This is a genomic window from Pseudomonas sp. FW300-N2F2 (assembly GCF_017351655.1).
In the GTDB taxonomy this organism is placed as follows: Bacteria; Pseudomonadota; Gammaproteobacteria; order Pseudomonadales; family Pseudomonadaceae; genus Aquipseudomonas; species Aquipseudomonas fluorescens_AA.
The window spans coordinates 2,794,931-2,821,799 of sequence record NZ_JACNDQ010000001.1; the positions used below are offsets into that span (position 1 = coordinate 2,794,931).

Annotated in this window: 26 protein-coding genes and 1 pseudogene; 11 read left to right on the top strand and 16 right to left on the bottom strand. The window is 62.9% G+C overall.

Translation table 11 applies throughout. The features are described from left to right. Window positions 1–11: 11 nt before the first annotated feature. Together J4E63_RS12060 and J4E63_RS12065 are read right to left on the bottom strand one after the other, a co-directional pair. On the bottom strand, window positions 12–356 hold the full coding sequence (locus J4E63_RS12060) for a cupredoxin domain-containing protein (protein ID WP_192263976.1): 345 nt from the start codon (window positions 354–356) through the stop codon (window positions 12–14). Between the two features lie 2 nt (window positions 357–358). After that, window positions 359–889, bottom strand: coding sequence for an iron transporter (locus J4E63_RS12065; RefSeq protein WP_192263973.1), 531 nt, complete (start codon window positions 887–889; stop codon window positions 359–361). A 203-nt stretch (window positions 890–1,092) separates the two neighbouring features. Between J4E63_RS12065 and J4E63_RS12070 the strand changes: the two genes are divergently transcribed. Next, complete coding sequence (locus J4E63_RS12070; RefSeq protein ID WP_060742110.1) at window positions 1,093–1,320, top strand: DUF3079 domain-containing protein; 228 nt, start codon at window positions 1,093–1,095, stop codon at window positions 1,318–1,320. Window positions 1,321–1,480: 160 nt separating this feature from the next. Here the strand turns inward: J4E63_RS12070 and J4E63_RS12075 are convergent, their stop codons facing one another. From J4E63_RS12075 to J4E63_RS12085, 3 genes are all read right to left on the bottom strand, one after another. Beyond that, the gene (locus tag J4E63_RS12075) at window positions 1,481–3,220 is read right to left on the bottom strand and encodes a dipeptidase (RefSeq protein WP_207282097.1); all 1,740 of its coding nucleotides are present in this window, start codon (window positions 3,218–3,220) and stop codon (window positions 1,481–1,483) included. A 365-nt stretch (window positions 3,221–3,585) separates the two neighbouring features. Further along, a complete protein-coding gene (locus J4E63_RS12080; RefSeq protein ID WP_207282098.1) occupies window positions 3,586–5,586 on the bottom strand; it encodes a U32 family peptidase in 2,001 nt (666 codons plus the stop codon). Between the two features lie 117 nt (window positions 5,587–5,703). Continuing rightward, on the bottom strand, window positions 5,704–7,272 hold the full coding sequence (locus J4E63_RS12085; protein WP_207282099.1) for a sensor domain-containing diguanylate cyclase: 1,569 nt from the start codon (window positions 7,270–7,272) through the stop codon (window positions 5,704–5,706). A 127-nt stretch (window positions 7,273–7,399) separates the two neighbouring features. Between J4E63_RS12085 and J4E63_RS12090 the strand changes: the two genes are divergently transcribed. Next, the gene (locus J4E63_RS12090; protein WP_207282100.1) at window positions 7,400–7,858 is read left to right on the top strand and encodes a metallophosphoesterase family protein; all 459 of its coding nucleotides are present in this window, start codon (window positions 7,400–7,402) and stop codon (window positions 7,856–7,858) included. 122 nt (window positions 7,859–7,980) lie between these two features. Then, window positions 7,981–8,154 (top strand): annotated as a pseudogene (locus tag J4E63_RS12095) (DUF6482 family protein); the annotation flags it as partial. A gap of 160 nt (window positions 8,155–8,314) precedes the next feature. Here the strand turns inward: J4E63_RS12095 and J4E63_RS12100 are convergent. The 7 genes from J4E63_RS12100 to J4E63_RS12130 all read right to left on the bottom strand — a co-directional run bounded on the left by J4E63_RS12100 (window position 8,315) and on the right by J4E63_RS12130 (window position 14,947). Next, complete coding sequence (locus J4E63_RS12100) at window positions 8,315–9,577, bottom strand: cyclopropane-fatty-acyl-phospholipid synthase family protein (RefSeq protein ID WP_207282101.1); 1,263 nt, start codon at window positions 9,575–9,577, stop codon at window positions 8,315–8,317. Further along, complete coding sequence (locus tag J4E63_RS12105; RefSeq protein WP_207282102.1) at window positions 9,549–10,364, bottom strand: DUF1365 family protein; 816 nt, start codon at window positions 10,362–10,364, stop codon at window positions 9,549–9,551. Before J4E63_RS12105 ends, J4E63_RS12100 begins: the two co-directional genes overlap by 29 nt. Then, on the bottom strand, window positions 10,361–11,608 hold the full coding sequence (locus J4E63_RS12110) for an NAD(P)/FAD-dependent oxidoreductase (RefSeq protein ID WP_207282103.1): 1,248 nt from the start codon (window positions 11,606–11,608) through the stop codon (window positions 10,361–10,363). Before J4E63_RS12110 ends, J4E63_RS12105 begins: the two co-directional genes overlap by 4 nt. Window positions 11,609–11,611: 3 nt before the next feature. Then, a complete protein-coding gene (locus J4E63_RS12115) occupies window positions 11,612–12,367 on the bottom strand; it encodes an SDR family oxidoreductase (protein WP_207282104.1) in 756 nt (251 codons plus the stop codon). Next, window positions 12,364–12,786, bottom strand: coding sequence for a nuclear transport factor 2 family protein (locus J4E63_RS12120; RefSeq protein ID WP_207282105.1), 423 nt, complete (start codon window positions 12,784–12,786; stop codon window positions 12,364–12,366). The genes J4E63_RS12115 and J4E63_RS12120 overlap by 4 nt, the downstream gene beginning before the upstream one ends. Window positions 12,787–12,967: 181 nt before the next feature. Beyond that, the gene (locus tag J4E63_RS12125; protein ID WP_207282106.1) at window positions 12,968–14,053 is read right to left on the bottom strand and encodes an alkene reductase; all 1,086 of its coding nucleotides are present in this window, start codon (window positions 14,051–14,053) and stop codon (window positions 12,968–12,970) included. Window positions 14,054–14,107: 54 nt separating this feature from the next. Beyond that, window positions 14,108–14,947, bottom strand: a complete 840-nt coding sequence (locus J4E63_RS12130) for a pirin family protein (RefSeq protein WP_207282107.1) — start codon at window positions 14,945–14,947, stop codon at window positions 14,108–14,110. A 123-nt stretch (window positions 14,948–15,070) separates the two neighbouring features. On the opposite strand from J4E63_RS12130, the gene J4E63_RS12135 reads away from it, so the two are divergent. Then, window positions 15,071–15,985, top strand: a complete 915-nt coding sequence (locus J4E63_RS12135) for a LysR family transcriptional regulator (protein ID WP_207282108.1) — start codon at window positions 15,071–15,073, stop codon at window positions 15,983–15,985. Window positions 15,986–16,030: 45 nt separating this feature from the next. Here J4E63_RS12135 and J4E63_RS12140 read toward each other — a convergent pair whose 3' ends face one another. Genes J4E63_RS12140 through J4E63_RS12155 form a run of 4 tightly spaced genes read right to left on the bottom strand, consistent with a single transcriptional unit; the run spans window position 16,031 to window position 19,207 of the window. Further along, window positions 16,031–17,245, bottom strand: a complete 1,215-nt coding sequence (locus J4E63_RS12140) for a pyridoxal phosphate-dependent aminotransferase (protein ID WP_207282109.1) — start codon at window positions 17,243–17,245, stop codon at window positions 16,031–16,033. Beyond that, window positions 17,242–17,880 carry an RraA family protein gene (locus J4E63_RS12145; RefSeq protein ID WP_060742128.1) on the bottom strand — a complete coding sequence of 213 codons (639 nt, stop codon included), beginning with the start codon at window positions 17,878–17,880 and terminating at the stop codon, window positions 17,242–17,244. The genes J4E63_RS12140 and J4E63_RS12145 overlap by 4 nt, the downstream gene beginning before the upstream one ends. Further along, window positions 17,880–18,542, bottom strand: coding sequence for an RraA family protein (locus J4E63_RS12150; RefSeq protein ID WP_207282110.1), 663 nt, complete (start codon window positions 18,540–18,542; stop codon window positions 17,880–17,882). Before J4E63_RS12150 ends, J4E63_RS12145 begins: the two co-directional genes overlap by 1 nt. Then, window positions 18,542–19,207, bottom strand: a complete 666-nt coding sequence (locus tag J4E63_RS12155; protein WP_060742130.1) for an RraA family protein — start codon at window positions 19,205–19,207, stop codon at window positions 18,542–18,544. Before J4E63_RS12155 ends, J4E63_RS12150 begins: the two co-directional genes overlap by 1 nt. 105 nt (window positions 19,208–19,312) lie before the next feature. Between J4E63_RS12155 and J4E63_RS12160 the strand changes: the two genes are divergently transcribed. The 7 genes from J4E63_RS12160 (at window position 19,313) to J4E63_RS12190 (ending at window position 26,689) form a co-directional block, all read left to right on the top strand. Then, entirely contained in the window at window positions 19,313–20,218 is a 906-nt protein-coding gene (locus tag J4E63_RS12160) for a LysR family transcriptional regulator (RefSeq protein ID WP_060742131.1), read from the top strand. Between the two features lie 144 nt (window positions 20,219–20,362). Continuing rightward, on the top strand, window positions 20,363–21,166 hold the full coding sequence (locus J4E63_RS12165; protein ID WP_219738690.1) for an alpha/beta fold hydrolase: 804 nt from the start codon (window positions 20,363–20,365) through the stop codon (window positions 21,164–21,166). A gap of 718 nt (window positions 21,167–21,884) precedes the next feature. Continuing rightward, on the top strand, window positions 21,885–23,210 hold the full coding sequence (locus J4E63_RS12170; RefSeq protein WP_207282112.1) for an NAD(P)/FAD-dependent oxidoreductase: 1,326 nt from the start codon (window positions 21,885–21,887) through the stop codon (window positions 23,208–23,210). Then, entirely contained in the window at window positions 23,210–23,620 is a 411-nt protein-coding gene (locus J4E63_RS12175) for a RidA family protein (protein WP_003201555.1), read from the top strand. The genes J4E63_RS12170 and J4E63_RS12175 overlap by 1 nt, the downstream gene beginning before the upstream one ends. A 10-nt stretch (window positions 23,621–23,630) precedes the next feature. Beyond that, window positions 23,631–24,305 (top strand): DUF1028 domain-containing protein, encoded by a 675-nt coding sequence (locus J4E63_RS12180; RefSeq protein ID WP_207282113.1) that lies wholly within the window; start codon window positions 23,631–23,633, stop codon window positions 24,303–24,305. Further along, a complete protein-coding gene (argE, locus tag J4E63_RS12185) occupies window positions 24,298–25,467 on the top strand; it encodes an acetylornithine deacetylase (protein WP_207282114.1) in 1,170 nt (389 codons plus the stop codon). Before J4E63_RS12180 ends, argE begins: the two co-directional genes overlap by 8 nt. Window positions 25,468–25,648: 181 nt before the next feature. After that, window positions 25,649–26,689 carry an ABC transporter substrate-binding protein gene (locus J4E63_RS12190; protein ID WP_063321406.1) on the top strand — a complete coding sequence of 347 codons (1,041 nt, stop codon included), beginning with the start codon at window positions 25,649–25,651 and terminating at the stop codon, window positions 26,687–26,689. The last annotated feature ends 180 nt before the right edge of the window (window positions 26,690–26,869 follow it).

Here is a 26,869-nt window from a genome sequence, read left to right on the forward strand (position 1 = left end):
CTGCAGGCCGATCATTGGGCGAGAATCCCGCCCTCGGGCAGTTGCGGGTTGAATTCATCGAAAAACGGATAGTGCCCGGGGCGCAGCGGATGGATGACCACGAAGGTCGTGACGCCGGGCGAGAGCACTTTTTCGACGCGCAATGGTGTGCTTTCGAATTCCGCCGGGCCCTGCCCGACATTCTTCAGCACGATCTTGAAGCGTTGCCCGGCCGGCACTTCCAGCTGTGGCGGCGTGAAATGCCCGTCGCGCATACTCAACTCATAGGTGGGCAGTTCGGCCTGGGCGATTGACGGCAGCAGCAGACCGGCCAGCATCAGCCAGGCCAGGCATGACGGCCAGGATCGGCGGCGCATGTTCAGTACCCGCCTTTTTTACCGATCCCGGCGTAGACGAATTCGTAATGCAGCTCGCAGCGTTCGAACCACGGCGCCACGCCGGTTTCCTTGTCGGTATGACGACCGAGGGACGCGTGGCCACCCGGTGGCAGGACGGTGAAGGTCAATTGGTATTTGCCAGGGCCGAGCAGCTTGACGTTGTCGCCGTAGTGCGGCCCGTCATTGGCGACCATGGCGTGGAAGTCGCCCTTGAGCTCGGTGTCGTTGCCTTGTTTCTTCAGCTGGAACGACACGTTGAGATAGGGTACGAAACTGCCTTCCTGAAAGCCTTGCTGGTTGTCCGCCGTGGCGCGGATGTCGGCTTCCAGGTGCACATCCGAATCTGCGGTGGCGCGCATCATGCCGGCGGGGGCCATTTCGATCGGTTGCAGGTACACCGCACCGACTTCCAGCCCCGGGCACAGTTGCGGTTCGCCGATGGGGTATTCCTTGGCCTGGGCCAGCGGTGCGAGCAACAGCAGGGCGAGGGACAACGGAGCAACGGGGCGCATGATGACTTCCTGGTTGGCTAAATGATGGCGCCGAGTCTAGGAAGCTTCGCTGCGAATAATAATGATTCTTGTCAATTTTCAGCGCGAAATTTTGCCCGGGGGCATCTGTTCGCTCCCGCACGGTTGTTCTTGATCGGGATCAAGGGTGGCGCTGTCCCGACGGGGTAGGGTACGGGCACACCCATCTGTTATGCGGGGTCGCCATGGCAAAGCCTTTTCCCATCAGTCCCAAACATCCCGAGCGCATTTGCTGGGGCTGTGATCGTTACTGTCCGACCACTGCGTTGGCCTGTGGGAATGGTGCCGATCGAACCATGCACCCGGCCGAGATGATCGGAGATGACTGGTACTTGCATGGTGATTGGGGGCTGGAGCTGGTCGACATTACCGCCAAGGTCATCGATCCCAGCGCCACTCACATGAAGGAATGAAGCAACCCTGTGGCGAGGGAGCTTGCTCCCGCTCGGGTGCGCAGCGCCCGCAAAATCTTGGGGCCGCTGCGCGACCCAGCGGGAGCAAGCTCCCTCGCCACAGGAACCAAGCAAGCCTCAGGGGCAAGCAAGCTTCAAGTGAACGGTGTGGCTCGGACAATCACAACTTCGGCAACTGCCCGATCCGCCCCATCATCTCGGTCACGATCTGCAAGTCCAACAGGAACTGCTCCACCGTCTTGAACTCGTTGTCGTTGTGGCCGGTGTACTTGACGTCGGGCATCGCCAGGCCGAATTGCACGCCGTTGGGCAAGTCATGGACCGAGGTGGCGCCGGCGGAGGTGCCGTATTTGTGTTCCATGCCCAGGTTTTCACTGGCCACGGCCAACAGCGCCTTGACCCATTCACCCTCGGGGTTGCGGTACATCGGCTCGTCGATGGAGTAATCGAAGGCCACGGCGACCTTGGATTTCTTGCTCCAGGCGGCCAATTTATCGGCAATGTCAGTCTTGATCGCTTCGGTGGGCTTGCCAACCGGTACCCGCAGGTTGACCGCAAGCTTGAAGGTCTTCTCATCCATCCCGACGAACGTCAGGGACGCGGTCAGCGGGCCCATGAAGGCATCGGAAAAGCCAATCCCCAGTTTGCTGCCCAGATAGTCCAGGCCCCAGTTGTCGGCGGCGTAGCGGGCGGCGTCGGTGATGTGGTTGTGTTTGAGCGCGACCTTGCCATCCAGGCCATTGATGAAGTCCAGCATCCGCGCGACCGGGTTGACGCCTGACTCGGGCTCGGAGGAGTGGGCGGATACGCCGGTGAAGGTCAGTTGCACGTCCTTGCCGACGACCTGGGTGCCCACTTCGAAATTGCCGCCGTTGCGCTTGGCGTAGTCGGTAGCGGCCTTGAGCAGGTCGGCGGCCAGTTCGGCAGGCTTGTCGCTGGCAAAGGTGGCCACGGAGGTCGACGGAATCTGATTGGTCGCCAGGCCGCCGGTCAATGTGGTGATTTGCGCGCCCTTGCCCTGTGCGGTACGCCGGGCGAAGTTCGCCATGATGGTGCCGTAGCCTTTCTCGGCTATCACCACCGGGTAGCCGCCATCCAGCGCCAGGTTGTAGTTGGGCGTCGGGTTGCGTTCGAAATAATAGGGAATGGCGTCACCGGTGGTTTCCTCGGTGGTGTCGACCAGCAGCTTGAAGTTGCGCGCCAGTGGCAGTTTTTCTTCCTTGATGATCTTCATGGCGTAGAGCGCCACGACGATGCCGTTCTTGTCGTCCTCGGTGCCCCGGCCATACATGCGGTCGCCCACCAGGGTGACCTTGAACGGATCGAGGCGGGTGCCGTCTTTCAACACCCAGTTTTGCGGCGTGACCGGCACCACGTCGGCATGGGCATGGATACCGACGACTTCGTCACCGCTGCCTTCGAGGGAAATCTCATAGACGCGGTTGTCGATGTTGCGGAAGTTCAGCTTGAACGCCTCGGCCAGGCTTTTGATCTTGTCGGCGATCTTGAGGAATTCCGGATTCTCGTGCTGGGCTACACCGTCCTTGCGAAAGGTCGGGATGGCGACCAGTTCCTTCAGCGTCTCGGTGGCGGCTGTGCCGTATTTCACTCGGGCGTAGAGGCCCAGTAGGCGATGGATTTCGTTCTGTTGTTCAGCCGACAGGGTTTTGTTGTCCTGGAAGGCGTTGATGGCCGGGCCGAGGTTCGCGGTTTTGGCGAGGTCGTTTTTGGCTACTTCCGCGAGGAACTGCCGGAAATCGGTGACGGAGGTGTCGGAAAAGGTTTTGACGAGGGTCGCGCTTTGTTGTGCGGTGATATTGGCGTTGGCCGACATCGCGAATGACGACAGGCTGGACAGTACGAGGGTGGTGACGGCAAGACGCTTGAACGGGAAGTTCATGGTGGCAGGCATTCCTTTGCAGGGGAGAAGTGTCGTGTGATGAAACAATCACTTACAACCTAACACCATGAACCCGCGGCGGGGGAGCCCTTGAACAGAATTTGTCGCCCGGAAAAGCGAAAACGGCGCAGAAATGAAAAACCCATTCCAACCAGTCCACACTCAGTGTGGGAGCGGGGCACACGCTTTGTGAACACCCGCAACCCAATGTGGGAGCGAGCTTGCTCGCGATAGCGGTGGGTCAGCTTGCATCCATGCTGATCCTGTTGACGCCATCGCGAGCAAGCTCGCTCCCACAGGGGAACTGTGGTGGACACAGGTTTTGTGAACACCCACTCCCACAGGGGAAAACGGGTGGGTATTGTTTAATGTGGCGCGCGAGGAATCGTCTTGAGCAGGTCTTCAGGGCTGATATGACCTACCACAGGCTGCGCCGTGCTGCCGGGCAATGGCAGGTCAAGGATGTGCCCCTTGATCTTGCCGACCACATGCATCTCGCAGGGTTTGCAGTCGAACTTCAGCGTCAGCACTTCATCGCCGTGTATCAGTTGCATCGGCGCGACCTTGGTGCGCACGCCGGTGACACCCTTGGCCTGCTTGGGGCAGAGGTTGAACGAGAAGCGCAGGCAGTGCTTGGTGATCATCACCGGCACTTCGCCGGTTTCCTCGTGGGCCTCGAACGCCGCATCGATCAGCTTGACCCCGTGGCGATGATAGAAGTCCCGGGCTTTCTGGTTGTAGACGTTGGCCAGGAACGACAGGTGCGACTCCGGGTACACCGGCGGCGGGCTGGTCTCGGCCTTGCGGCCACCCCGTGGATGAGCCGCCACACGAGCAGCGGTCAGTGCTTCGATGGCTTCGCGGCGCAAGGCCTTGAGCTGCGAGTTGGGGATGAAGAACGCCTGGGGCGCATCCAGCTCGATGGCGGTGGCGTGGTATTCGGTGGTGCCCAGTTGGCCGAGCAGGTCGTGCAGTTGCTCCAGGGCCTGTTCCGGCTTGTTGGCCAGGCCGAACGGCCCGTCCAGGGCAACGTTGGCGCTGATGCCTTCCTCACTGGTGGCGGTCAGCTCCAGGCGTTCTTCGCGCAGGCGTGCATTCCAGGCCAGGCCGACGCGGCGCTCGGAGGAGGTCTTGAGCAACGCTTGCTGCCAGTTGTGATCCAGGTTGCGGCTCAACGGGTGGTTGGGGCGCAACTGGTACATGCCGGCCGGCATTTCGTTGGGTTCGACGCGGTAACGGTAGCGCTTCTGGCCGTCCTCTTCGAATTCACCCTTGGGCTCGGCGATGTTGGCGCGGAAACCGACGACTTCGCGCTTGACCAGTACGTTGAGACCGTCGCCGTTGGACAGCGGATCGAAGGTCACCACTTGCAGGTCGCGCTTGCCGACTTTTTCCACCACGCCCACCGGCACGCCGGTAAAGGTTGGCGAATCAAAGGCGCCGATGTCGATCTTGCGCTCGCTGACGAAATAGTCGGTGCTGCCACGGTGGAAGGTCTTGTCCGGGTCGGGGACGAAGAAGTGTGCGGTACGGCCGCTGGACGCGCGGGCCAGGTCAGGGCGGTCTTCGAGGACATCGTCCAGGCGCTGGCGGTAATAGGCGGTGATGTTCTTCACATAGCCCATGTCCTTGTAGCGCCCTTCGATCTTGAACGAACGCACGCCGGCTTCGACCAGGGCACGGATGTTGGCGCTCTGGTTGTTGTCTTTCATCGACAGCAGGTGTTTTTCATAGGCGACCACCCGACCCTGGTCATCCTTGAGGGTGTAGGGCAGGCGGCAGGCCTGGGAGCAGTCGCCACGGTTGGCGCTGCGGCCGTTCTGGGCGTGGGAGATGTTGCACTGGCCGGAAAACGCCACGCACAGCGCACCGTGGATGAAGAACTCGATGGCCGCATCGGTCTCGTCGGCGATGGCACGGATTTCCTGCAGGTTCAGCTCACGGGCCAGGACCAGTTGCGAGAAACCGGCCTGGTCGAGAAACTTTGCCCGGGCCAGGGTGCGGATGTCGGTCTGGGTGCTGGCGTGCAACTCGATGGGCGGGATATCCAGCTCCATCACCCCCAGGTCCTGGACGATCAACGCGTCGACGCCAGCGTCGTACAACTGGTGGATCAGCTGGCGGGCCGGCTCCAGTTCGTTGTCGTGCAGGATGGTGTTGATGGTCGTGAACACACGGGCGTGGTAGCGGTGGGCGAACTCCACCAGCCGGGCAATATCGCCCACCTCGTTGCAGGCGTTGTGACGCGCGCCGAAACTCGGGCCACCGATGTACACGGCGTCGGCGCCATGCAGGATGGCCTCGCGGGCGATGGTCACGTCGCGGGCGGGGCTGAGCAATTCCAGATGATGTTTGGGCAAGGACATTTGTTTTTAGTCAGGCTGGTCACGGTCGAAGCGCGCATTGTAGCCGTCAGGCGCCTCGCCGGCACCTGTGGACTTGGTTTTGCACGATTCTGACCGATGCGCGGCACTCCCGCGGGTTCACCCCGGCGTCGATTCGGCGCTGCACCAGCGGTTCCGTCCGGTGTTCTTGGCCAGGTACAAGAAGGCATCGGCGGCCCTGATCAGCATGGCCGGGGTGACGTCCTCGCCGCTCGGCTGGCAGGTGGTGACGCCCGCGCTGATGGTGACAATGCCCAAGGGATGGTCGCCATGTTCGATGTTCAAGGCCCTGACCGCTTCGAGGATCTGCTGCACGACCTTGGTGGCGCCGGCGCTGTCGGTGTTTGGCAGCAGCACGGTGAACTCTTCACCGCCGTAGCGGACCGCCAGGTCGCCCGGCCTTTTGATGGTCTGCCCGAGCGCGGTTGCAATCGCCCGCAGGCAATCGTCCCCGGCGGCATGGCCATATCTGTCGTTGAAACGCTTGAAGTAATCGACGTCGAGCATGATCAGGGCCAGGGACGAACCCTGGCGCCTGGCCAGGCGGATCTCATCGGCCAGGGCGATGTCCAGCCGCCTGCGGTTGCCCAGCCCGGTCAGGCTGTCGGTCAGCGCCATATCGCGCATGGCCTGGTGGGCGCTGCGAATCTGCTTCTCCATGGCCATGCGGTAGCGCAGTTGGCTCAACACGATGAGCCCGAAGCCCACCAGGATCGCGATCAGGAAAATCAGCACCAAACCGGTCTTGAACAGGTCGCGGCGCCAGGGCGCGATGATCGATTCGCGGGACAGGCCGGCTTCCACCACCAGCGGGTAAGTGGTCAGGGCCCGGTAGCCGTACAGGCGCTCGGTGTCGTCGACGACAGCCTTGGCCTCGGCAACCCCTTGGTTGGAGGTGGGTAAATGTTCCCTGAAAATCACGCTGTTGACGAGGCTCTTGCCAATCACCGACGCGACGAAGGGGCGTCGGACCAGGATCGTTCCGCTGCGCTTGGCCAGGACCAGTGCGCCTTTGCCATCGATTTTGAAGTCGCCGTAGTAGTCGACGAAATAGCTGACCTTCACGGTCCCCAGCAATACGCCGGCAAACGAGCCATCGGGGTTGTTCAGGCGACGGGAAATGGGAATGATCAGGTCGTTGGTGGAGCGGCTATTGACGACGTCACCGATGCGCACGCCTTGATCCTCGTGGGTGCGGTGGTATTGGAAGTAGTCGCGGTCGGCGTTGTTCGCCATTTCCGGGATCACTTCCTTGTCCGTCACCAGCCATTGGCCGTCCGGGCCATAGATAAACAACCCGTGCAGTTGCGGCATGATGGCGGCCTGCTGCACCAATAGCTTATGGATGCGTGGGATGTCCATGTTCTGCAGGCCATCGCCCTCCACTCGTTCTGCGAGGGCGGCGGTGACCACATCCACTTGTCGAATGGTATCTTCAGCGTGTTGGGCCGTCGCCCGCGCCAGGTTCGTCACCGAATCCCGGGCAGACGCAAAAGCGGCGCGGTAGTCGCGCCAGGCCCGCCAGCCTTCGACGGCCAGGAAGGCGATGACGACCACGAGCATGAAACTCACGGTCAGCCGGAATGCCGCTCCTGCCCGCACAGCTTGCTGGGAGAAGGCCTCATCGGGGCTTTCGATATTGGGCTCTGGCTGCTTGCGTCCGAGCATTGACGTATCCTTTCCACGACGGGTCTGCACCTTTCACGGCGCAGCCTATCCTATTCGAATTCAGCATGTTAGCTGACTGCGACGAGGCAGGTACGAGCGGCGACACACGATTGGGGAGAAAGGTTTCATGAAAGTCGGCGTCATTTCCGATACCCACGGCCTGCTGCGTCCCGAAGCGCTTGCCGCGCTGCAAGGCTGTGAGCGGATCATTCATGCCGGCGACATCGGCAGCCCCGATATCCTGGCGCAACTGGCATGCCTCGCTCCGTTGTACGTGGTGCGTGGCAATAACGACCTGGGTGCCGAGTGGGCGGCGGAGCTTGCCGATCGCCTGCAGTTCGACCTGGACGGCTGGCCGGTCCTCCTGGTGCATGACATCGCCGATGTCCAGGCTGCGCTGGACCCGGCCGTGAAGTGGGTGATCACCGGCCATTCCCACAAGCCGAGCATCGAATGGCGCGGCGAACGCCTTTACCTCAACCCCGGCAGCGCCGGCCGGCGGCGTTTCAAGCTGCCGGTGACGCTGGCTTTGGTTGAGGTGGAGGCTGGGGGGATCGAACCGCGGATCGTTCAGTTGCTGGAATGACCGGCATGTAGCCCTCGTCTTTTCTCGTTGGCATGGAAAAGCTGTACAAATACATATCTCTGTACAATTATTGACTCGTCCTTGAGAAACCGGTGGCGTGCCCATGATCAGGTCGTTCGCGTTCAGGAAAAGCGTTGCCGGTACGCTCCACTACCCACCTGCGGGAACTGCTGCGTTTCGTGCCGCGCCTGCCGTGCACGTTGGTGCAGCAGGTGGTCCATGACGAGATGTGTGGTCAGCGTGAGGACGTCGTCGAGCCGTTGCGCATCCCGCTGTTTCTGGACGAGCCCTGGTAGCGTCTCGCTGGCGTCCTGTGGTCAGCGCGATTCGGCCAGGCGCAACGCCTGCGGCAGCCATAAGCCCCACAGTGCCGCCAGGAGCAGCCCGGCTGATGGGCACCGGCTACGAGTTGCAGCCAGAGCGCGCTGATCAGCAGGCGGCTGCGGCTCATCGGGCTTACCGTTGCTCCGGCAGGAACGACGGGCGGGCAGCGGGGCCGGCGAACAACAATTGGGCGACGCCGATGGCCCGCTCCTGGAATCCCCCTTCGCAGTAGCACAGGTAGAACTCCCACAGGCGCTGGAAGGTTTCGTCATAGCCCAACTCCGACAACGCCTGGCGCGATTGGCGGAAGTTCTCGTGCCAGTGCCGCAGCGTGCGGGCGTAGTGCGAACCGAAATCCTCGAGGTGCAGCAGGTTGAGTGGCGTCTGTGTACTGGCGGTGCTCAACAGGATCGACAGCGATGGCAGGGCGCCGCCGGGAAAGACATGGCGCTGGATAAAATCCACCGAGCGCCGGGCTTGGGCATAGCGCTGGTCACGGATGGTGATCGATTGCAGCAACATCAAACCGTCATCCTTGAGTCGCGCGGCGCAGCAGCGGAAATACTCAGGCAGGTAGCGATGCCCGACGGCCTCGATCATTTCGATGGACACCAGCTTGTCGTAGCGTCCCTGCAAGTCGCGGTAGTCCTGGCGCAGCACCTGCACACGCGCTTGCAGGCCCAGCGTCTCGACACGCTGCAGCGCATGGCGGTATTGCTCGTCGGACAAGGTCGTGGTGGTGACCTTGCAACCGTAATGTGTCGCCGCATGGATGGCGAGGCTGCCCCAGCCCGTACCGATTTCCAGCAAGTGGTCGCCGGGACGCAGGTCAAGCTTGCGACAAATGCGTTCCAGCTTGTTGCGCTGGGCGTCTTCCAGACTCTGTTCGGGGCTTTCGAACAGCGCGGCGGAATACATCATGGTGGGATCGAGCAGTCGTTCGAACAGCTCATTGCCCAAGTCGTAGTGAGCCATGATATTGCGCCGCGAGCCTTTGCGACTGTTGCGGTTGAGCCAGTGCAACCCCCGCATCAGCGGGCGGCTGAGGCGGGCCAGGCCGCTGTCCATGGCGTCGAGCACTTCCAGGTTGGCCACGAACAGGCGTGTCACGGCGGTCAGGTCGGCGCTGCGCCAGTAGCCGCGGATATAAGCCTCGCCAGCACCGATGGAACCGTTGCCGGCGACCATGCCCCAGGCCGCGTCGTCGAGAATCTCGACCTCGGCCACCAACGGGCTGGCGAGGTCGCCGAAGCTCGACGGCGCGCCATCGACCGTCAGGCGCAGGTGGCCGTGACGCAGGCGGCGCAATTGGCCGAGCACGGCCTGCTTGAAGAAGCCGCCATTGAACAGGCAGGAGCTGCTGGCCTTAGTGACGCTCAGGGTGGGTTCGGGCATGGTCGGGGTCCTTGTGGGCGGTTTCGCCAATACTCAGGTCGCCTGGGCTGGCCTGGTGTGCGTGCAGGGGTGTGCGTTTGAACAGCAGGCGCAGGGCCTGCCAGTAGATGGCGCTGACGGTGCGCAGGCTCATCCATGGGAAGGCCAGGACATGACGGCGCAGCGACCGGCTATCGAGAGGCTGGCGCTCGAGCGCGAGGTGGGCCTCGAACACTTTGTGCCCGGCGCGCCAGTTCTCCATGTGCACACGGATACGGGCGTCCTGGACCAGGAAACGCATGCGATAGTCCATGTCTCGGGGCAGGAACGGTGAAACATGGAACGCCTTGGCCACCTGGAACGCCTGGGGCTCGCCCGGACGTACGGGCAGCACATAGTGGTAGCGTTCGCGCCATGGGGTATTACGCACTTCGCAGAGGATCGCCGACAGGCGGCCGTCGGTTTCGTGGCAGAAATAAAAACTCACCGGGTTGAACGACAGGCCCCAACTGCGTGGCTGGGTCAGCAGGTGGATCGCACCTTGCGGAGCCGTGCCCAGGCTTTCGGCGAGGATCTCGCGCACGGCGTCGACCAGGGCCACGCCCAGGTGGGTGCGCGCCGGCAGGTAATCGCGCTCGCGCCAGCACAGCGGCGCCAGGGTCCATGGCCGCAGCAGGCGCGACAGGCCCAGCACGTGCTGCTGTTCGGCGAGGTCCAGGTACAGCATGCCGATCGGATAACGAAAGGCGTGGACGCGCGGGGCATGACGCCGATGGTCGATCCAGCCGCGACACAGGCTGCTGTTCACAGGTGCTCTCCGAAATGCTCCGCGACGTGGAGTGCGCTGACCACACCGTCTTCATGAAAGCCGTTGGCCCAATAGGCTCCGCAGAAATAGCTGTGCCGCTGCCCTTGCAACTCACCCTGGCGGGCCTGTGCGGTGACGCCGGCGAGGCTGTACTGGGGATGGGCGTAATCGAAGCGTGCAAGCACCAGGGCCGGGTCGACCGCATCGCTCTGGTTCAGGCTCACGCAAAAGGTCACCGGCGCGTCCAGGCCCTGGAGGATGTTCATGTTGTAGGTCAGCGCGGCCGGTGCCTGGGGTGGTCCGCCGAGGCGGTAGTTCCAGCTCGCCCAAACCTGGCGCCGCCGTGGCAACAGTCGGGTATCGGTGTGCAGCAGCACTTCGTTGCTGGCGTAGGCCAAGGCACCGAGAACCTCGGTTTCTTCAGCGCTGGGAGCCTCGAGCAGGGCGAGGGCCTGGTCGCTGTGGCAGGCGAACACCACTTTGTCGAAGCGCTCGATGCCTGCGGCGCTGGTCACATTGACCCCGGCGGCGTCCCGGCTGACGTATTGCACCGGGCAGTCGAGTCGGATGTGCTGGCGGAACCCGGCGCACAACGGGGTGATATAACCGCAAGAGCCGCCTTCGATCACGCGCCATTGCGGGCGGTGGTTGACCGACAGCAGGCCGTGGTTGTGGCAGAAGCGCACGAAGAACTGCAGTGGAAACTCCAGCATCCTGGCCGGCGACATCGACCAGATCGCCGAACCCATGGGCACGATGTAGTGATCGATGAAACGTTGGCCATAACCGTGGTGGTGCAGGTAGTCACCGAGCCGCGTGGCGCCGTCGATGCGTTGCGCCTGGAGGTCGCTCGTCGCTTGTCGGTTGAACCGCAGGATGTCCCGCAGCATGCCCCAGAAACCGGGCGATAGCAGGTTGCGCCGGCGGGCAAACAGGCTGCGCAGGGTGTGGCCCTTGTATTCCTGCCCGGTGGCCGGATCGTGCACCGAGAAACTCATTTCCGTAGGGTGCGAAGCGACACCCAAATGATCCAGCAGGCGAATGAAGTTCGGGTAGGTCCAGTCGTTGTACACGATGAAACCGGTATCCACGCCATAGCGTCGGCCTTGCCAATCGACCTCCACGGTATGGGTGTGGCCCCCGATTCGGTCGTCGGCCTCGAAGAGGGTGATCTGATGGCGACGGTTCAACAGGTAGGCGCAGGTCAACCCGGAAATACCGCTGCCGATGATTGCGATGCGCATGTCTCAAGATTCCTTGGAGGGGCGTGCCAGGCGCCGGCCCAGGGCCAGCCGCCAGCGGGCGGGTAACTGTCCGAGCAGGCGCAGAACGGCGATGAAGGCCCAGGGAAATGCGATGTCCAGCGGCCGTGCCGGCAAGCGCCGGACGATATGCCGCGCCGCCCGTTGCGCTGACCAGCGCATGGGCATGGGGAAGTCGTTGCGCCGGGTCAGCGGGGTATCGACGAAACCGGGGCTCACCAGGGTGACGTCGATGCCTTCGGCGGCCAGGTCAATACGCAGGGATTCCACCAGGTAGCGCAACGCCGCCTTCGAGGCGCCGTAGGCGCCAGCACGTGGCAAGGCCAACCAGGTGACCGCGCTGCCCACTACCACCAGATGCGGGCGTTGGCCCCGGCGCAGCAAGGGCAAGGCCGCCTCCAGGCAATGGCTGGTACCGAGCAGGTTGGTGGTGATGACACGCTCGACGAGGTGGGTGTCGAAATGCCCGGATTCCAGGTATTCACAGGTCCCGGCATTGAGGATCACCACGTCCAGTGCCAACCATTCACGCTCGATCTGCTGGCAGACCAGGGCGACCTGGCGCGGGTCGGTCAGGTCGCCCGGCAGTGCCAGCACCTGGTCTGGATAAAGGGCCGCCAACGCCTGCAAGGGTTCTGTCTGGCGTGCGCTCAATGCCAGGTGATGGCCTTGTTCCAGCAACTGTGCCGCGAGGGCCGCGCCAATGCCGCTGCTGGCTCCGGTCAGCCAGATGCGGCTCATGCCAGCCTCCGCTTGAGCCAGCGGACCGCCGGTCCCAGCAACGGCAGGTGTTCGTAGAGCAGGGCGCCGGCGTCGAAGAAATCCTGGTGATGGTAGACACGGTCGGTCCAGCGCAAATGGCTGCAACCCTGCAAGGCAATGGGGGCGCCGCCTGCCAGGCGTGGGTGCCGAAAGTGCAAGGTCCAGCGCAGATAACCTTCACCGGGAGCGGCCTCATCGAACGCGTGGAAGTCGTAACGCACGTCATGGGCGTTGGCATACAACTGCGCAAAGTACTCGCGCAAGGCGGTCAGGCCTTCGATCCGGTGCAACGGGTCCTGGAAATGGATGTCGACGTTGTAGAGCTCATCGAGCTCGCCGAGGCGACTGGCGTCCAGCTTGGCGAAAGCCTGGGCGAAACGCTGGAGATAGGCGGACATGCTAGGCTCCTAAATATTGTACAGAAGATTATTTCTGTACAAGTTTTCGAAGCCTACTTCAGAGGTTGTACATTTGAAAGTTTTTTGTACAAGAAAATGCAAATTTGTACAATTTTAGTCGAGGCAAGAGCAGGGCGTCGCAAGCCCTGCTTTGCGTCTTGCTGGCTCCCGTTCTACTGGATCATTGCGCCCGGGCCTCGGCCAGGGTCGGATAATCCGTGTAGCCATGTTCTTCGCCTTGGTAGAAGGTCGCTGCGTCGGGTGTGTTCAACGCCTCACCCTGTTTGAAGCGCTCCACCAGGTCCGGGTTCGCCAGGAATGGCGTTCCGAACGCGACCAGATCCGCTTCGCCACGACCGATGGCATTGCCCGCACGTTCCGCGCTGTAACCGCCGTTGGCAATGTAGGGGCCGCCGAAACGGCGCTTGAGTTCGAGGAAGTCGAACGGGCCTTCACCCAGTTCCACGATGTGCAGGTAGGCCAGGCCATAACGGCTGAGCATCCTGGCCGTGTAGTTGAAGGTCGCCTGCGGGTCGCTGTCGCTCATCGAGAAGTAACTGAAGATCGGCGACAGGCGCACGCCGACCCGGCTGGCCCCGAAGACTTCGATCACCGACTCGACCACCTCCTTGAGGAAACGGGCACGATTCTCGACCGAGCCGCCGTAGGCATCGGTGCGTTGGTTGGTGCCGTCACGCAGGAACTGGTCGATCAGGTAGCCATTGGCGCCATGGATCTCCACGCCGTCGAAGCCGGCCAGCTTCGCGTTGACAGCGGCCTGGTGGAAGTCGGCGACCACGCCCGGGATCTCGTCGAGCTCCAGCGCCCGTGGCAGTTCATAAGGCTTGAGGCCTTCGGGGGTGTAGATCTCGCCATCGGCCTTGATCGCCGAGGGTGCTACGGGTTGGGCGCCGTTGACTTGCACCAGGGGATGGGACAGACGGCCCACGTGCCAGAGCTGCAAAAAGATTTGCCCACCCTCGGAATGGACCGCGTCGGTCACCTGTTTCCAGCCGGTGATGTGCTCAGGGGTAAAAATCCCCGGCGTTCTCAGGTAACCCTTGCCCTGGGCCGACACCTGGGAGCCTTCGCTGATGATCAAGCCGGCGCTGGCGCGTTGGCTGTAGTACTCGGCCATCAGGGCCGTGGCCGCATCGCCTGTTCCTGCGCGGCTGCGGGTCATCGGCGCCATGATCATGCGGTTTTTCAGGGACAGCTTGCCGACCTGGGCGCGGGACAGCAGAAGGTCGAGACCGATGTTGGTCATGATGTTCACCTCTATGGGATTCGGACAGTGGATCAGGGTTGAGTCGAGGAGCGGCTAGGCCAGCCGACCCTCTTGCTGCAAAACGGTGCCGATGCGCTGGATTTCCTTCTCGCCTTTTTCCAGTGCGGCTTTGCTGGTGTGCACGGAGTAGTAGCCCATCACCAGGTCGTGGGGATGCTTGACCGCCGAACCGAGCACGAAGGAGGTCGCGCCCTGGGCAACGATGTCGATGGCTGCGCCGGATTCTTCGAACACCACCATTTCCCCGGCATTGACGTTGCCGCCAGCGTCGAGGCTGCCGTCGTTGACCGCCAGCCAGGCAACGGTATGCCCAGCCGGTGGCGTATAGCGCCAGCGTTCCTGGTCTTTCAATTGCACAGCCAAGTAGTTCATGCCCGCCGGGGCTGCAACGCTGCTGCGAGCCGCGCCATGTTGGCCGAGCAACACCAGCGCCGGACCCTCCCGGCGGATAGCGGAGGGCGCCAGGTAGACACTGTGGGCCGGGGCATTCTCTTCATCGGCCGGCAGCGCGACCCAAAGCTGGAAGCCTTTGATCGGCGAGCCTTCCACTGGCCTGCCGTCATGCCATACACCATTGCCTGCGTGCATCCATTCCATGCCGCCGGAGGGCAACACGCCCGATTGACCGGTGGTGTCTTCGTAAGTCACCTGGCCGTCGATCATGTAGGTCAGCGTTGCGATACCGGAGTGGGGGTGCATGCCGAAACCTTTTGGCATGACGTTGTCCGTGAAAGCGAAGAGGTCGAGAAACACAAAGGGCTTGCAGAGTTGGCCGAGGTCGCCCGGGCTCATGAGGCGCGTGATCGGCCCGTGGCGGTTGCCCCGGGTGCGGTGGACGATGGTACGCGGTGGCGCTGCGACGATGCTGTTCATGGATGACCTCGGATTCTTGAGCGTTGGTGGCCTCGATGCGAGAAGGATAAGTGCCTGGCAATAGATTGATTAGTCGATACAATCGGATTGAACTCATCCAGAAAATGAAGGAATAGCGACCTGATGCTCGATCTGAATGATGTCGCACTGTTTGTCCAGGTGGTGCGCAGCGGCAGCTTTGCCGAAGCAGCCAGGCGGCTGGGCATGCCTTCCAATACCGTGAGCCGGCGGGTCCAGCAGTTGGAGGCGCAATTGGGGAAGCGACTGCTGCAACGCTCCACTCGCAAACTCACGCTGACTCAGGTGGGGCAGGGGTTCTATGAACGCTGCGTCAGCGCCGTGGATGGGCTGACCGAGGCGGGGCAGGAACTGATGAAGGGCAGCGATGAACCCAGTGGCCTGGTGCGTATCGCGGCGATGGCGGATTTCTTCGATTTTTTCCCGATGCAATGGGTGGCCGACTTTCTCGTCGCGCATCCTCGGGTGCAGCTTGATTTCGTGCTCAGCGATGCCAAAGTCGACCTGATTGCCGACCGTATCGACGTGGCCTTTCGCGGCGGTGCGCTGCAGGACTCCGGGTATGTCGGGCGCCAACTCATCAAGAACGAAGGTGATGGGATGGTCGCCAGCCCCGCCTACATCGCCAAGCGCGGTGCGCCGAGTTCGCTGCAGGAGTTGGCTCACCACGACAGCGTGGCCTTTGCCCATCCCAGCGGCTTGAGTCACTGGCGGCTCATCGGCCCGGACGGCACCGAGGAAGAGGTGCAGGTTCCCAGCCGCTTCAACGCCAACACCGCTCAAGCGTTGCGCAAGGCTGCCGTGGCGGGCCTGGGCATCGCCGTGCTGCCCTCGGCGCTGAGCAGCGTGGACCTGGACGCTGGAAGGCTGGTACGTGTGTTGCCGCAGTACGAGCGTATTGGCTTCGGCCTTAATGTGCTCTATCCGAGCCGGCGCCAATTGCCGCTGGCGGTCTCGGCGTTCATTGCGTTGGTGATGGAAAAGCTGGAGCTCAAGGCGTTTCCGGCGCGGTTGAACTGAGCTGGCCATTACGATCCGAGTCTGTGCCCACCGTTTGATCCTGGTTCAGCGAAGTGCATCGCAGAATCCGCGAATCGCTTCGCAGGCCTGGCGCAAGGACGCATCATCCAGGGCGTAGGCAATGCGAATGTAAGGGCCAAGACCGAACGCGCTGCCGTGTACCACTGCCACGTCTGCTTCATCGAGCAGCGCGTGAGCGACATCTTCATCGGTGTGCAGCACCCGTCCTCCGGATGAGGTCCGGCCGATCAAGCCGGCACAGGAGGCGAACGCATAGAAGGCGCCACCCGGGCTTGCACAGGCAAGACCCGGCGTGGCATTGAGCAGCGCCACCATCAAGTCGCGACGACGCTGAAACACGGCACGGCTTTCGCGAATGAAGTCCTTGGGGCCGTCCAATGCAGCCAAGGCTGCTTGTTGGGAGACTGAGCTGGCGCCCGAGGTCTGCTGCCCTTGGAGTTTTTCCATGGCCTCCAGCAGCCAGCGTGGCCCGGTGGCAAAACCGATGCGCCAGCCCGTCATGGCATAGGCCTTGGAAACCCCGTTCATGGTCAGGGTGCGCGAAGCCAGTCGTGGTTCGACTTGGGCAAGGGTATAGAACACCTGATCATCGAAGATCAAATGCTCGTAGATGTCGTCCGCCAGGATCAGCACGTGAGGATGAGCCAGCAACACGTCGGCCAGGGCCTGCAGTTCTTCGCGGCTATACACCGCACCGGTCGGGTTGGACGGCGAGTTGAGGATCAACCAGCGGGTCTGCGGGGTGATCGCCGCATCCAGCGCGGCGGGCGTCAACTTGAAGCCGCTGTCGGCATCGCAGGTGACAATCCGGGACTCGCCGCCACAGAGCTGGACCATCTCCGGATAACTGACCCAATAGGGCGCCGGCACGATGACCTGGTCCCCCTCGTCAAGGGTCGCGGCCAGGGCGTTGTAGATGACTTGCTTGCCGCCATTGCAGACCAGGGTGTCCTGCCAGGTGACGTCGAGGCCGTTTTCCCGGCGGAATTTGGCCGCCACCGCTTCTCGCAGCGAACGCACACCGGCGACCTGGGTGTAGCGGGTGTGACCCTGTTCGATGGCCTCGATCGCCGCCTCGCGAATGTGCTTGGGCGTATCGAAATCAGGCTCGCCGGCGCACAGCGAAATGATCTTCGCCCCCTGTGCGCGACGTTCGGCCACCCGGTCCATGATCCGATAGGTCGCCGAGGGTTGCGCACGCGCCAGGCGCCGATTCAGTCGTTGGATGTCGACGCTCATGCGCGGGTTCTCCACTCGGTCAGGTTCATCAGTTCCAAGGTCGAGCGGCCTTCGGTCAACGCTTGCATCATCTGGGCTTCCTTGTTGGCGCGGGCTTCGCCTTCGGCCAGGGTTCGTGCCACATCCGCCTTGGGAATGATGATCACACCGTCTTCGTCGGCCACCACCAGGTCGCCTTGGGCAACATGGGCACCGTTGAAGTTGAACGGCTGGCCCACCGACGGCGCGCTGGCCTTGACCGTGCCTTTGACCGAAATGCCGCGGGCAAACACCGGGAACCGGCGTCTTTTCAGCGCCGCGATATCCCGCACGCCACCATCGATGACCAGGCCGACCACGCCCGCTGTTTCAGCCGCCACGGTGAGCACTTCGCCCCAGTAGCCGGCGATGAAACTGCCCGTGCCCACGACCAGCACGCTGCCACGGGGTACGCGTTCCATGGCCAGGTGCAGGGCCAGGTTGTCACCCGGCGAGCATTCCAGTGGGTAAGCGGGTGCGGCGATGAAGGCACCGTCCCAGACCGGGCGGATCGCGCTGTCGACCGCGCAAGGCTGGTGGCAGGCTTCATACAGGGTCGAGCTGCCCAAAACCTTGGCCCGGGCGTGAAAATCCTTGGGGAACAGGAGCGTGGTCATCAGACTTTCCTCTGCAGGCTGTGGTAGCCCAGTGCGGCGCGGGCTTGTTTCAAGGTCTTGCCTTGGGCGACCAGGGCACGGATGTCGGCCTCGACCGATTCGATCTGTCGGGCGCAGGCCGCCACTTCCGCGGCCCGGTCACGGGGGACGATCACCACGCCGTTGGCGTCGGCGACCACGATGTCACGGGCACAGACCCGGGCGGTGCCGATGGACACCGGCTGGTTCACCGACTGCACCTGCACGCGGTCCTTGCCGGTGCGCATGAAGCGGCCTTTGCTGAAGATTGGATAGCCATCGCCCAGGGCCTTGTTCACGTCACGGCAGACACCGTCGATGACGGTGGCGGCGATCTGCCGCGAGCCTGCGTACTGGGTCATGATGTCGCCCCACACGGTGCAGTCGGTGCGGCCGCCATTGTCGATGACCACCACGTCGCCAGCAGCCACGTCTTCGATGAAGTCGCCCACCGTGCCCGGCGGAGTGCTGGCCGAGACGTATTGCACGGTAAATGCCGGCCCGACGATGACTTGGTTGTAGTTGTCCAGGGGCGCTACGCCGAGGCATTGGCCGGGCAGGCCGAGTTTGTCCAGTGCGTCGGAGATGCCTGGGGTGTCCAGGCCTTCGAACAAGGCGACCAGGCTTTTATCTTCAAAGTTCATCAGGAGTGCTCCACGTGGATGGCTTCGAACTGGGTGTCATGCATCACTTCGGCGACCGAGCGACCGCTGCGCACCGCCTCGACCATGCCGTCCTGGCGGCGGGCGATGCGCTCGCCCAGGTCGAGCACCTTGTCGATGTGGGTCTGGGGAATGAAGACGGTCCCGCAGTTGTCGGCAATGACAAAGTCGTCTTCGCTGACATCGACGCCAGCGACGGGGATGGTCACTGCCGCGTCGATTTGAATGACGCGGTTGCGGGCACTGACCATGGTCACGCCGCGGCCAAACACCGGATAGCCAATGGCTTCGCTGCCGTCGATGTCGCGGCTGAAGCCGTCGATCACCGTACCGCGCACCTGCTTGCCGACCGCGGCGTTGGCGAGAATGTCGCCCCAGCAAGAGACGCCTTCGATTCCACCTGCGATCACCAAGACGCGATCATCGCTGTCGATCTGCTCCACCACCGGGGTGATCAGGTGGACCGTGGGGACGTTGTCGGATTTAGCGGCCAGCAGCACGGTGCTGGCGCGGCCGACGATCTTCGGGCAATTCCATAGTGGGCGCAGCCCAACGGTGGCTCCCGGCAATCCGAGGAAATCCAGGGCGTCGGACACCGTGTTGGTGTCCAGCGCCGCCAAGCGATCCAGCAAACTCATAGCATTCATGGGCAAACCCCAAAGGTGGCGGAGGGGCCCAGTGTCGAGGAGGAAGTTTCATAGGTATATTACTGATCACGTAACCCACAGATACGCTGAACCTATGGATAGTCCATGATCAACTTCCGTTTGATTCGTCATCTCTGGCTGTTCCTGGCGGTTGCCGAGGAACAGAATTTCGGTCGTGCGGCCAAGCGCCTGGGCATGTCCCAGCCACCGCTGAGCGAGCAGATCCAGGTGCTTGAGCAGGCGCTCAAGGTCAAGTTGTTCGAGCGTTCGCGACGTGGGGCGCAACTGACCCCCGTGGGGGCGGCGATCCTGCCGGCGGTGCGTAAATTCGCCGATCAACTGGAGCGCCTGGAACTGGCCGTGGAAGAAGCCGTGGCAGGGCAGTCGGGCATGCTGACCATCGGTGCGATCTCCACCGCCATGTTCGATGTGTTGCCAGGGTTGATCGAGCAACTGAAGGCCGAGCATCCGCACCTCACCGTGTCTGTCCGCGAGATCGACAGTGTCGAAGCCGTGCCGGCATTGGAAGCCGGAGACATCGACCTGGCCTTCGCCCGGCTGGACGGGGACCTGGGGCATTCGATCAGGTCATTGCCGTTGAGGGAAGATCGCCTGGTGGTGGCCTTGCCCAGCGATCATCCCCTGGCTTCGCGGACAAGGATCAGCCTGTCGAGCCTGTCCACCGAGCCCTTGGTGATGTTTTCCCGCAAGGTCAGCCCGGTGTACTTCGATAACCTGATCGCGACCTGTCGGGCCAGCGGCTTTTCGCCTCGGGTACTGCATGAAGTGCGCTCCGTTGCCTCGCAAATTGCCTTCGTCAGCTATGGCCAGGGCATTGCGCTGGTGCCGGCGTCGTTGAAGAAAATGGCGCCGCAGAACGTGGTGTTCCGACCACTCAGCCAGAAGCTCAACGTCGTGACCACCGCCGTGGCCTGGAATGCCGGACGGCTCAATCCGCTGGTGGAGGAGGTGGTGGCACGTTTGCAGGGGCGGGGACGAACAGAGGGTTGATCGATAGGTTTGGCATATCAAGGCAATCCCGAATCAGGAATTTACACAACCCTGGATTGCCCCGACATTGCGAGCCTGATTGCCGGCAATGCGTCCTGGCATACTCTGTTCACTCAAGGAATGACTCACGTGCCCCCAGTCGAAATGTTCTCTGAACTGAAACTCCCTCTGACCGTGGAGGGTGTTGCGCTGAACGTCGCCACTCTGCGGCGTGAGGGCGAGCGTGCCCCTATCCTGTTCCTGCATGGATTTGGTTCGACCAAGGAAGACTATGCCGACATCGTGCTGCACCCGGCATTCAATGGTCATCCGTTTGTCGCCTATGACGCACCGGGTTGCGGCGAAACCCAGTGCGCCGACCTTTCCCGGATCAGCATTGCGTTCCTGCTGGAAACGGCCTTGCAGGTACTGGCGCATTTCGACATCGAACGCTTCCATCTGGTGGGCCATTCCATGGGCGGGTTGACCGCACTGATGCTGGCCCATCACTTCCCTGGCCGGGTGCTCAGCTTTGTCGATATCGAAGGCAACGTGGCCCCGGAAGACTGTTTCCTCAGTCGACAGATCGTGGACTATCCGAGCGGTGATCCCGAAGCGTTTTTCACCGCCTTCATCGAGCGTGCCCGCCACGCGCCGGCCTACGCGAGTGGTCTCTATTCGGCGAGTCTCAGGCACAAGGTCCGCGCTGGTGCCGTGCCGGGGATTTTCCACTCCATGGTCGAGCTCTCCGACAATGCCGACCTGATGGGCAAGTTTCTCGGCTTGCCGTGCCCGAGGATGTTCATGTTCGGCGAGCAGAATGCCTCGCTGTCCTACCTGTCGCACCTCCAGGCCGAAGGCATCCGGCTGGCGCCGATCGCCGATTGCGGGCATTTCCCGATGTACTCCAACCCCGTGGCGATGTGGCAACAGATCGCCGATTTCCAGGCCAGTGTCGTGGCGGAATAAGCCCGTTGTACCGCACCTCGCCACAAAGGCATTCCCTCTCCAGGATGTGGGTGTCAGGGGGGCGCGCCTACCGCGTGCATCGACCTTCTTGCCACACTGCCAAACCGCTCTTGTGGCGAGGGAGCTTGCTCCCGCTGGCTGCGCAGCAGCCTAAAAGCTGAGCGCAATCCGCCTGAAAGATCTCGGTAACGGGTCTGGGGCCACTGCGCAGCCCAGCGGGAGCAAGCTCCCTCGCCACAAAGGCATTTCCTCTCCAGGATGTGGGTGTCAGGGGGGGCGCCTACCGCATGCATCGACCTTCTTGCCACACCGCTAAACCGCTCTTGTGGCGAGGGAGCTTGCTCCCGCTGGCTGCGCAGCAGCCTAAAAAAGCTGAGCGCAATGAGCCTGAGAGACCTCGGTAACGGATTTGGGGCCGCTGCGCAGCCCAGCGGGAGCAAGCTCCCTCGCCACAAAGGCATTCCCTCTTGCCACAGGTTCCGCATGTCTCAGGTCCAAACAAGACTCGCCTTGTTCCCTTGGGCATCACGCTCGGGCAGTAGCCCATTTTTTTCCTTCCCAGCAACGACAAAAACCCTCGTTTCGCAAATCCCCGCCTGCCAACACAATCGCCTCGACACCTCATCCCGATAACCGCAACCGCAGAACAACAAGAAAACCGAACCCGAGGCGGCGCCCTGCCGGCCTGAATCAAACCTAATGCCGGAAGTGCACAGACATGCCCGTTGAAACCCTACGCATCGATACGCTTGTTATAGGCGCCGGCCAGGCCGGCGTGGCCATGAGTGAGCACTTGAGCCGACAAGGCGTGCCTCATCTTGTCGTGGAGCGCAGCCGCATTGCCGAGGCCTGGCGCACGGCGCGTTGGGATTCGCTGGTGGCCAACGGGCCGGCCTGGCACGACCGCTTTCCGGGGTTGGAATTCGAAGGGCTCGACCCGGATGCCTTCGCGACGAAGGACCAGGTGGCCGATTACTTCGAAGCCTATGCCCGCCAGTTCAACGCACCGATCCGTACTGGCGTGGAGGTCCGGGGCGTCGAGCGCAATATCGGCCGTCCGGGCTTCACCGTGGAAACCTCCGACGGCCTGATCGAAGCGATCCACGTGGTCGTCGCCACCGGGCCCTTCCAGCGGCCGGTGATTCCACCGATTGCGCCGGACATGGCGACGGTCACCCAGCTTCACTCGGCTCAGTATCGCAACCCCGGGCAATTGCCCGAGGGGGCTGTGTTGGTGGTGGGCGCCGGGTCGTCGGGGGTGCAGATCGCCGATGAACTGCAGCGCGCCGGCAAGCAGGTCTATCTCTCGGTGGGGGCCCACGATCGTCCGCCCCGGGCCTATCGCAACCGCGATTTCTGCTGGTGGCTGGGCGTGCTGGGCGAGTGGGATGCGGAGGCGGTCCAGCCGGGCAAGGAGCACGTCACCATCGCGGTAAGCGGTGCCCGTGGTGGTCATACCGTGGATTTTCGCCGGCTGGCCCACGAGGGCATCACCCTGGTGGGGCTGACGAAATCGTTCAATGGCAGCGTGGTGACCTTTGAACCGAATCTGGCCGAAAACATCGCCCGCGGCGACGAAAACTACCTGGCGCTGCTGGATGCCGCCGACGCCTACATCGCCCGCAACGGCCTGGACCTGCCGCTCGAACCGGAAGCTCGCCACCGGCTGCCTGATCCGCAATGCCTGACCCAGCCGATCCTGGAACTGGACCTGGTCGCCGCCGGCGTGACCAGTGTCATCTGGGCCACCGGCTACTCGGTGGACTACAGCTGGCTGAAGGTCGACGCCCTCGGCGCCAATGGCAAGCCTCGGCATCAGCGTGGCGTTTCCAGTGAGCCGGGCCTGTATTTCGTCGGCTTGCCCTGGCTGTCGCGACGGGGCTCGGCGTTCATCTGGGGTGTCTGGCATGACGCCCGGCATATTGCCGATCACATCGTGAAGCAACGCATTTACCTCGCCTATCAAGATGCCGCCCAGCGCCAGGCCCCGGCACTCGACAGCGATTCACACCGTTCGAAAACCAGTCTCACGGGAGTTCGTTGATGCCGACTCACACGCGTATTCGCATGTTCAATACCAAGGACACCTACCCGAACCAGACGCTGGACAACGACCTGTGCCAGGCCGTACGGGCCGGCAACACCGTCTACGTGCGCGGCCAGGTCGGCACCGACTTCAACGGTCAATTGGTGGGCCTCGGCGATCCTCGCGCCCAGGCCGAGCAGGCCATGCGCAACGTCAAGCAATTGCTGGAAGAGGCCGGCAGCGACCTGAGCCACATCGTCAAGACCACGACGTACCTGATCGACCCGCGCTATCGCGAGCCGGTGTACCAGGAGGTCGGCAAGTGGCTCAAGGGCGTGTTTCCGATCTCCACCGGCTTGGTGGTCAGTGCCCTGGGCCAGCCGCAGTGGCTGATGGAAATCGACGTGATCGCGGTGATCCCTGAATAAGGAACGGAACATGACCTTTTCCATCGTTGGACGCTGTGCCGAAACCGGCCAGTTGGGCATCGCCATCAGTTCCTCGAGCATTGCCGTCGGCGCCCGTTGCCCCTGGTTGCGCGCGGGCGTCGGCGCGGTGTCGAGCCAGAACATTACCCTGCCGGCCCTGGGCCCGCAGGTTCTCGATGAACTGGCGGGCGGCCTGGCGGCGCAAGCGGCGCTGGAGCGGACCCTGGCGCGCAACGGCTACAGCCAATACCGGCAAGTGGCGGTAATCGATGCCGAGGGCCGCACGGCGATTTTCAGCGGCGAGCATACCCTGGGCACCCACAACGCAGTGGCCGGTGAGCAATGCGTGGCAGCCGGCAATCTGTTGGCCAACGCTGGGGTGATCGAAGCCATGGTCACGGCCTTCGAGCAGGGCGGTGGTTGTCTTGCGTCGCGTTTGATGAGCGCGTTGCAGGCCGGGCTGGTGGCGGGCGGGGAGGCCGGGGCGGTGCATTCGGCGGCGCTGTCGGTGGTCGATGACCTGACCTGGCCCATTGTCGATTTGCGGGTGGATTGGGCCGAGGAAAATCCCATCGGCGAGCTGGAAAAACTCTGGCTCGCCTATCAGCCGCAATTGCAGGATTACCTGACCCGCGCGCTCAACCCGACCCTGGCGCCGAGTTATGGAGTGCCGGGTGATGAGTGAGCTGCGCAGTCGCGCGCTGCTTGCCGAACTGGTGAGCTTTGCCACGGTCAGCCGCGATTCGAACCTGGCCTTGATCGAGTTCGTGCGCGACTACTTGCAAGGGCTGGGTGTGAACAGCGAGCTGATCTATAACGCCGAGCGAACCAAGGCCAACCTGCTGGCGAGCATTGGCCCGGCGCTGCCCGGTGGCGTGGTGTTGTCCGGGCACACCGATGTGGTGCCGGTGGACGGGCAGGCCTGGACGGTCGATCCGTTCTGCCTGACCGAGATGGACGGTAAATGGTTCGGGCGCGGCACGGCAGACATGAAGGGTTACCTGGCCTCGGTGCTCGCGGCGGTGCCGGTGTTCTTGTCCAGCCCGCTTCGGCGACCGGTGCACCTGGCGTTTTCCTATGACGAAGAGGTGGGTTGCCTGGGCGTTCACAGCTTGCTGGAGGTGTTGGTTCGGCGGATTGCGCAACCGGCCCTGTGCCTGATCGGCGAACCCACCGAACTCCAACCGGTGCTGGGCCACAAAGGCAAGCTCGCCATGCGTTGCCATGTCAAAGGGGCGGCTTGCCATTCGGCCTATGCGCCTTACGGGGTCAACGCCATCGAACAGGCGGCGCGCCTGATCGGGCGGTTGGGCGAGATCGGCGCGCAATTGGCCGAACCCTCGCGGCACGACCCGCGCTTCGACCCGGCGTTTTCCACCGTGCAGGTCGGGGTGGTCCACGGCGGCACGGCGCTGAACATCGTCCCGGCGGACTGTCGTTTCGATTTCGAGGTACGCGCCTTGCCGGATTTCGATCCCCTCGTGGTGGCTGAGCAATTGCAAGGTTATGCCGAGCAGACCCTGCTGCCGGCCATGCAGGCGGTGGCGGGGGATACAGCGATCCGCTTCGAACCGTTGTCGGCCTACCCGGGCCTGGCCACTTCGCCGGACAGCGCGGCCGCCCAACTGGTTGCACGGCTGTGTGGCAGCGACGCGTTCGGCACGGTCGCATTCGGCACCGAAGGCGGCCTGTTCCATCAGGCCGGGGTGCCGACGGTGGTCTGTGGCCCCGGCAGCATGGACCAGGGGCACAAGCCCGACGAATACGTGAGCGTTGAACAAATGGCCGCCTGCGACCGCTTGATGGGTCGGCTCGCGAGCTATCTCTGTGAACCCAATGATTGCTGACCGCAAGGTGCCTGAGGAGGACGATTTCAATGGAAGGAGATTCCTCGCGGTCAGCCAGGCGACACCCATGAACAGGCCGACAAGAGCCTTTGCTGTAGACCTTGCCGCCCGTATTTACGGTCACTTTTGAGTCCCGTCACCGGCTCGTGCGGGCGAGCCGGTATTTTCGAGGAACCGCTTCATGTCCAGATCCTTGCGTTGCAATATTGCGTGTGCCCTGGCGTTGCTGAGTACCAGTGTCCTGGCCGCGCCACAGAGCCTGACCGTGATTTCCTTCGGCGGCGCCACCAAGCAGGCCCAGGACAAGGCCTACTTCCAACCTTTCAATGCCAGCGGTGCGGGAAACATCGTGGCCGGCGAATACAACGGTGAGTTGTCGAAGATCAAGGCCATGGTCGCCGCCGGCCACACCAGTTGGGACGTGGTCGAAGTGGAGAGCCCCGAGCTGTTGCGTGGTTGTGAGGAGGGGCTGTTCGAGAAGCTTGACCTGGGGCGCCTGGGCGACCCGGCGAACTATGTGCCGGGAGCGCTCAATGAATGTGGGGTCGCCACCTACGTCTGGTCGATGGTCCTGGCTTATGACCAGAGCAAGCTCGCCAAGGCACCCAAGTCCTGGGCGGATTTCTGGAACGTGGCCGAGTACCCGGGCAAGCGTGGCCTGCGCAAGGGCGCCAAGTACACCTTGGAAATCGCCTTGCTGGCCGACGGGGTCAAGGCGCAGGACGTGTACAAGGTGCTGAACACCCCGGAAGGCGTGTCCCGGGCATTCGCCAAGCTCGACCAGATCAAGCCGAACATCCAATGGTGGGAAGCCGGCGCGCAACCGGCGCAGTGGTTGGTGGCGGGGGACGTGGCGATGAGTGCGGCCTACAACGGGCGTATCGCATCGGCGCAAAAGGAAGGCATGAAGCTGAGCATCGTCTGGCCGCAGAGCCTCTACGACCCGGAGTACTGGGCCGTGGTCAAGGGCACGCCGAACAAGGCCCTGGCCGAGCAGTTCATTGCCTTTGCCAGCCAGCCGCAGACCCAGAAGGTGTTTTCGGAAAACATCCCTTATGGGCCGGTGCACCGCAAGACACTGGCGCTGTTGCCGACGGCGGTACAGGAGCAGTTACCCACCGCCGAGGCCAACCTGGCTGAAGCCCAAGCCGTGGACGCGGAGTTCTGGGTCGACCATGGCGAGGAACTGGAACAACGCTTCAACGCCTGGGCCGCTCGCTAGACATATCCCTTGTGGCGAGGGAGCTTGCTCCCGCTGGGCTGCGCAGCAGCCCCGACACCAGGCGCCTCGGTGTATCAGCCTGACCGCGTTCGGCTTGCATGGGGTCGCTGCGCAACCCAGCGGGAGCAAGCTCCCTCGCTACGGGGTTGGTGTTTTACTTACAGGCCGGGGCGGGCAGTT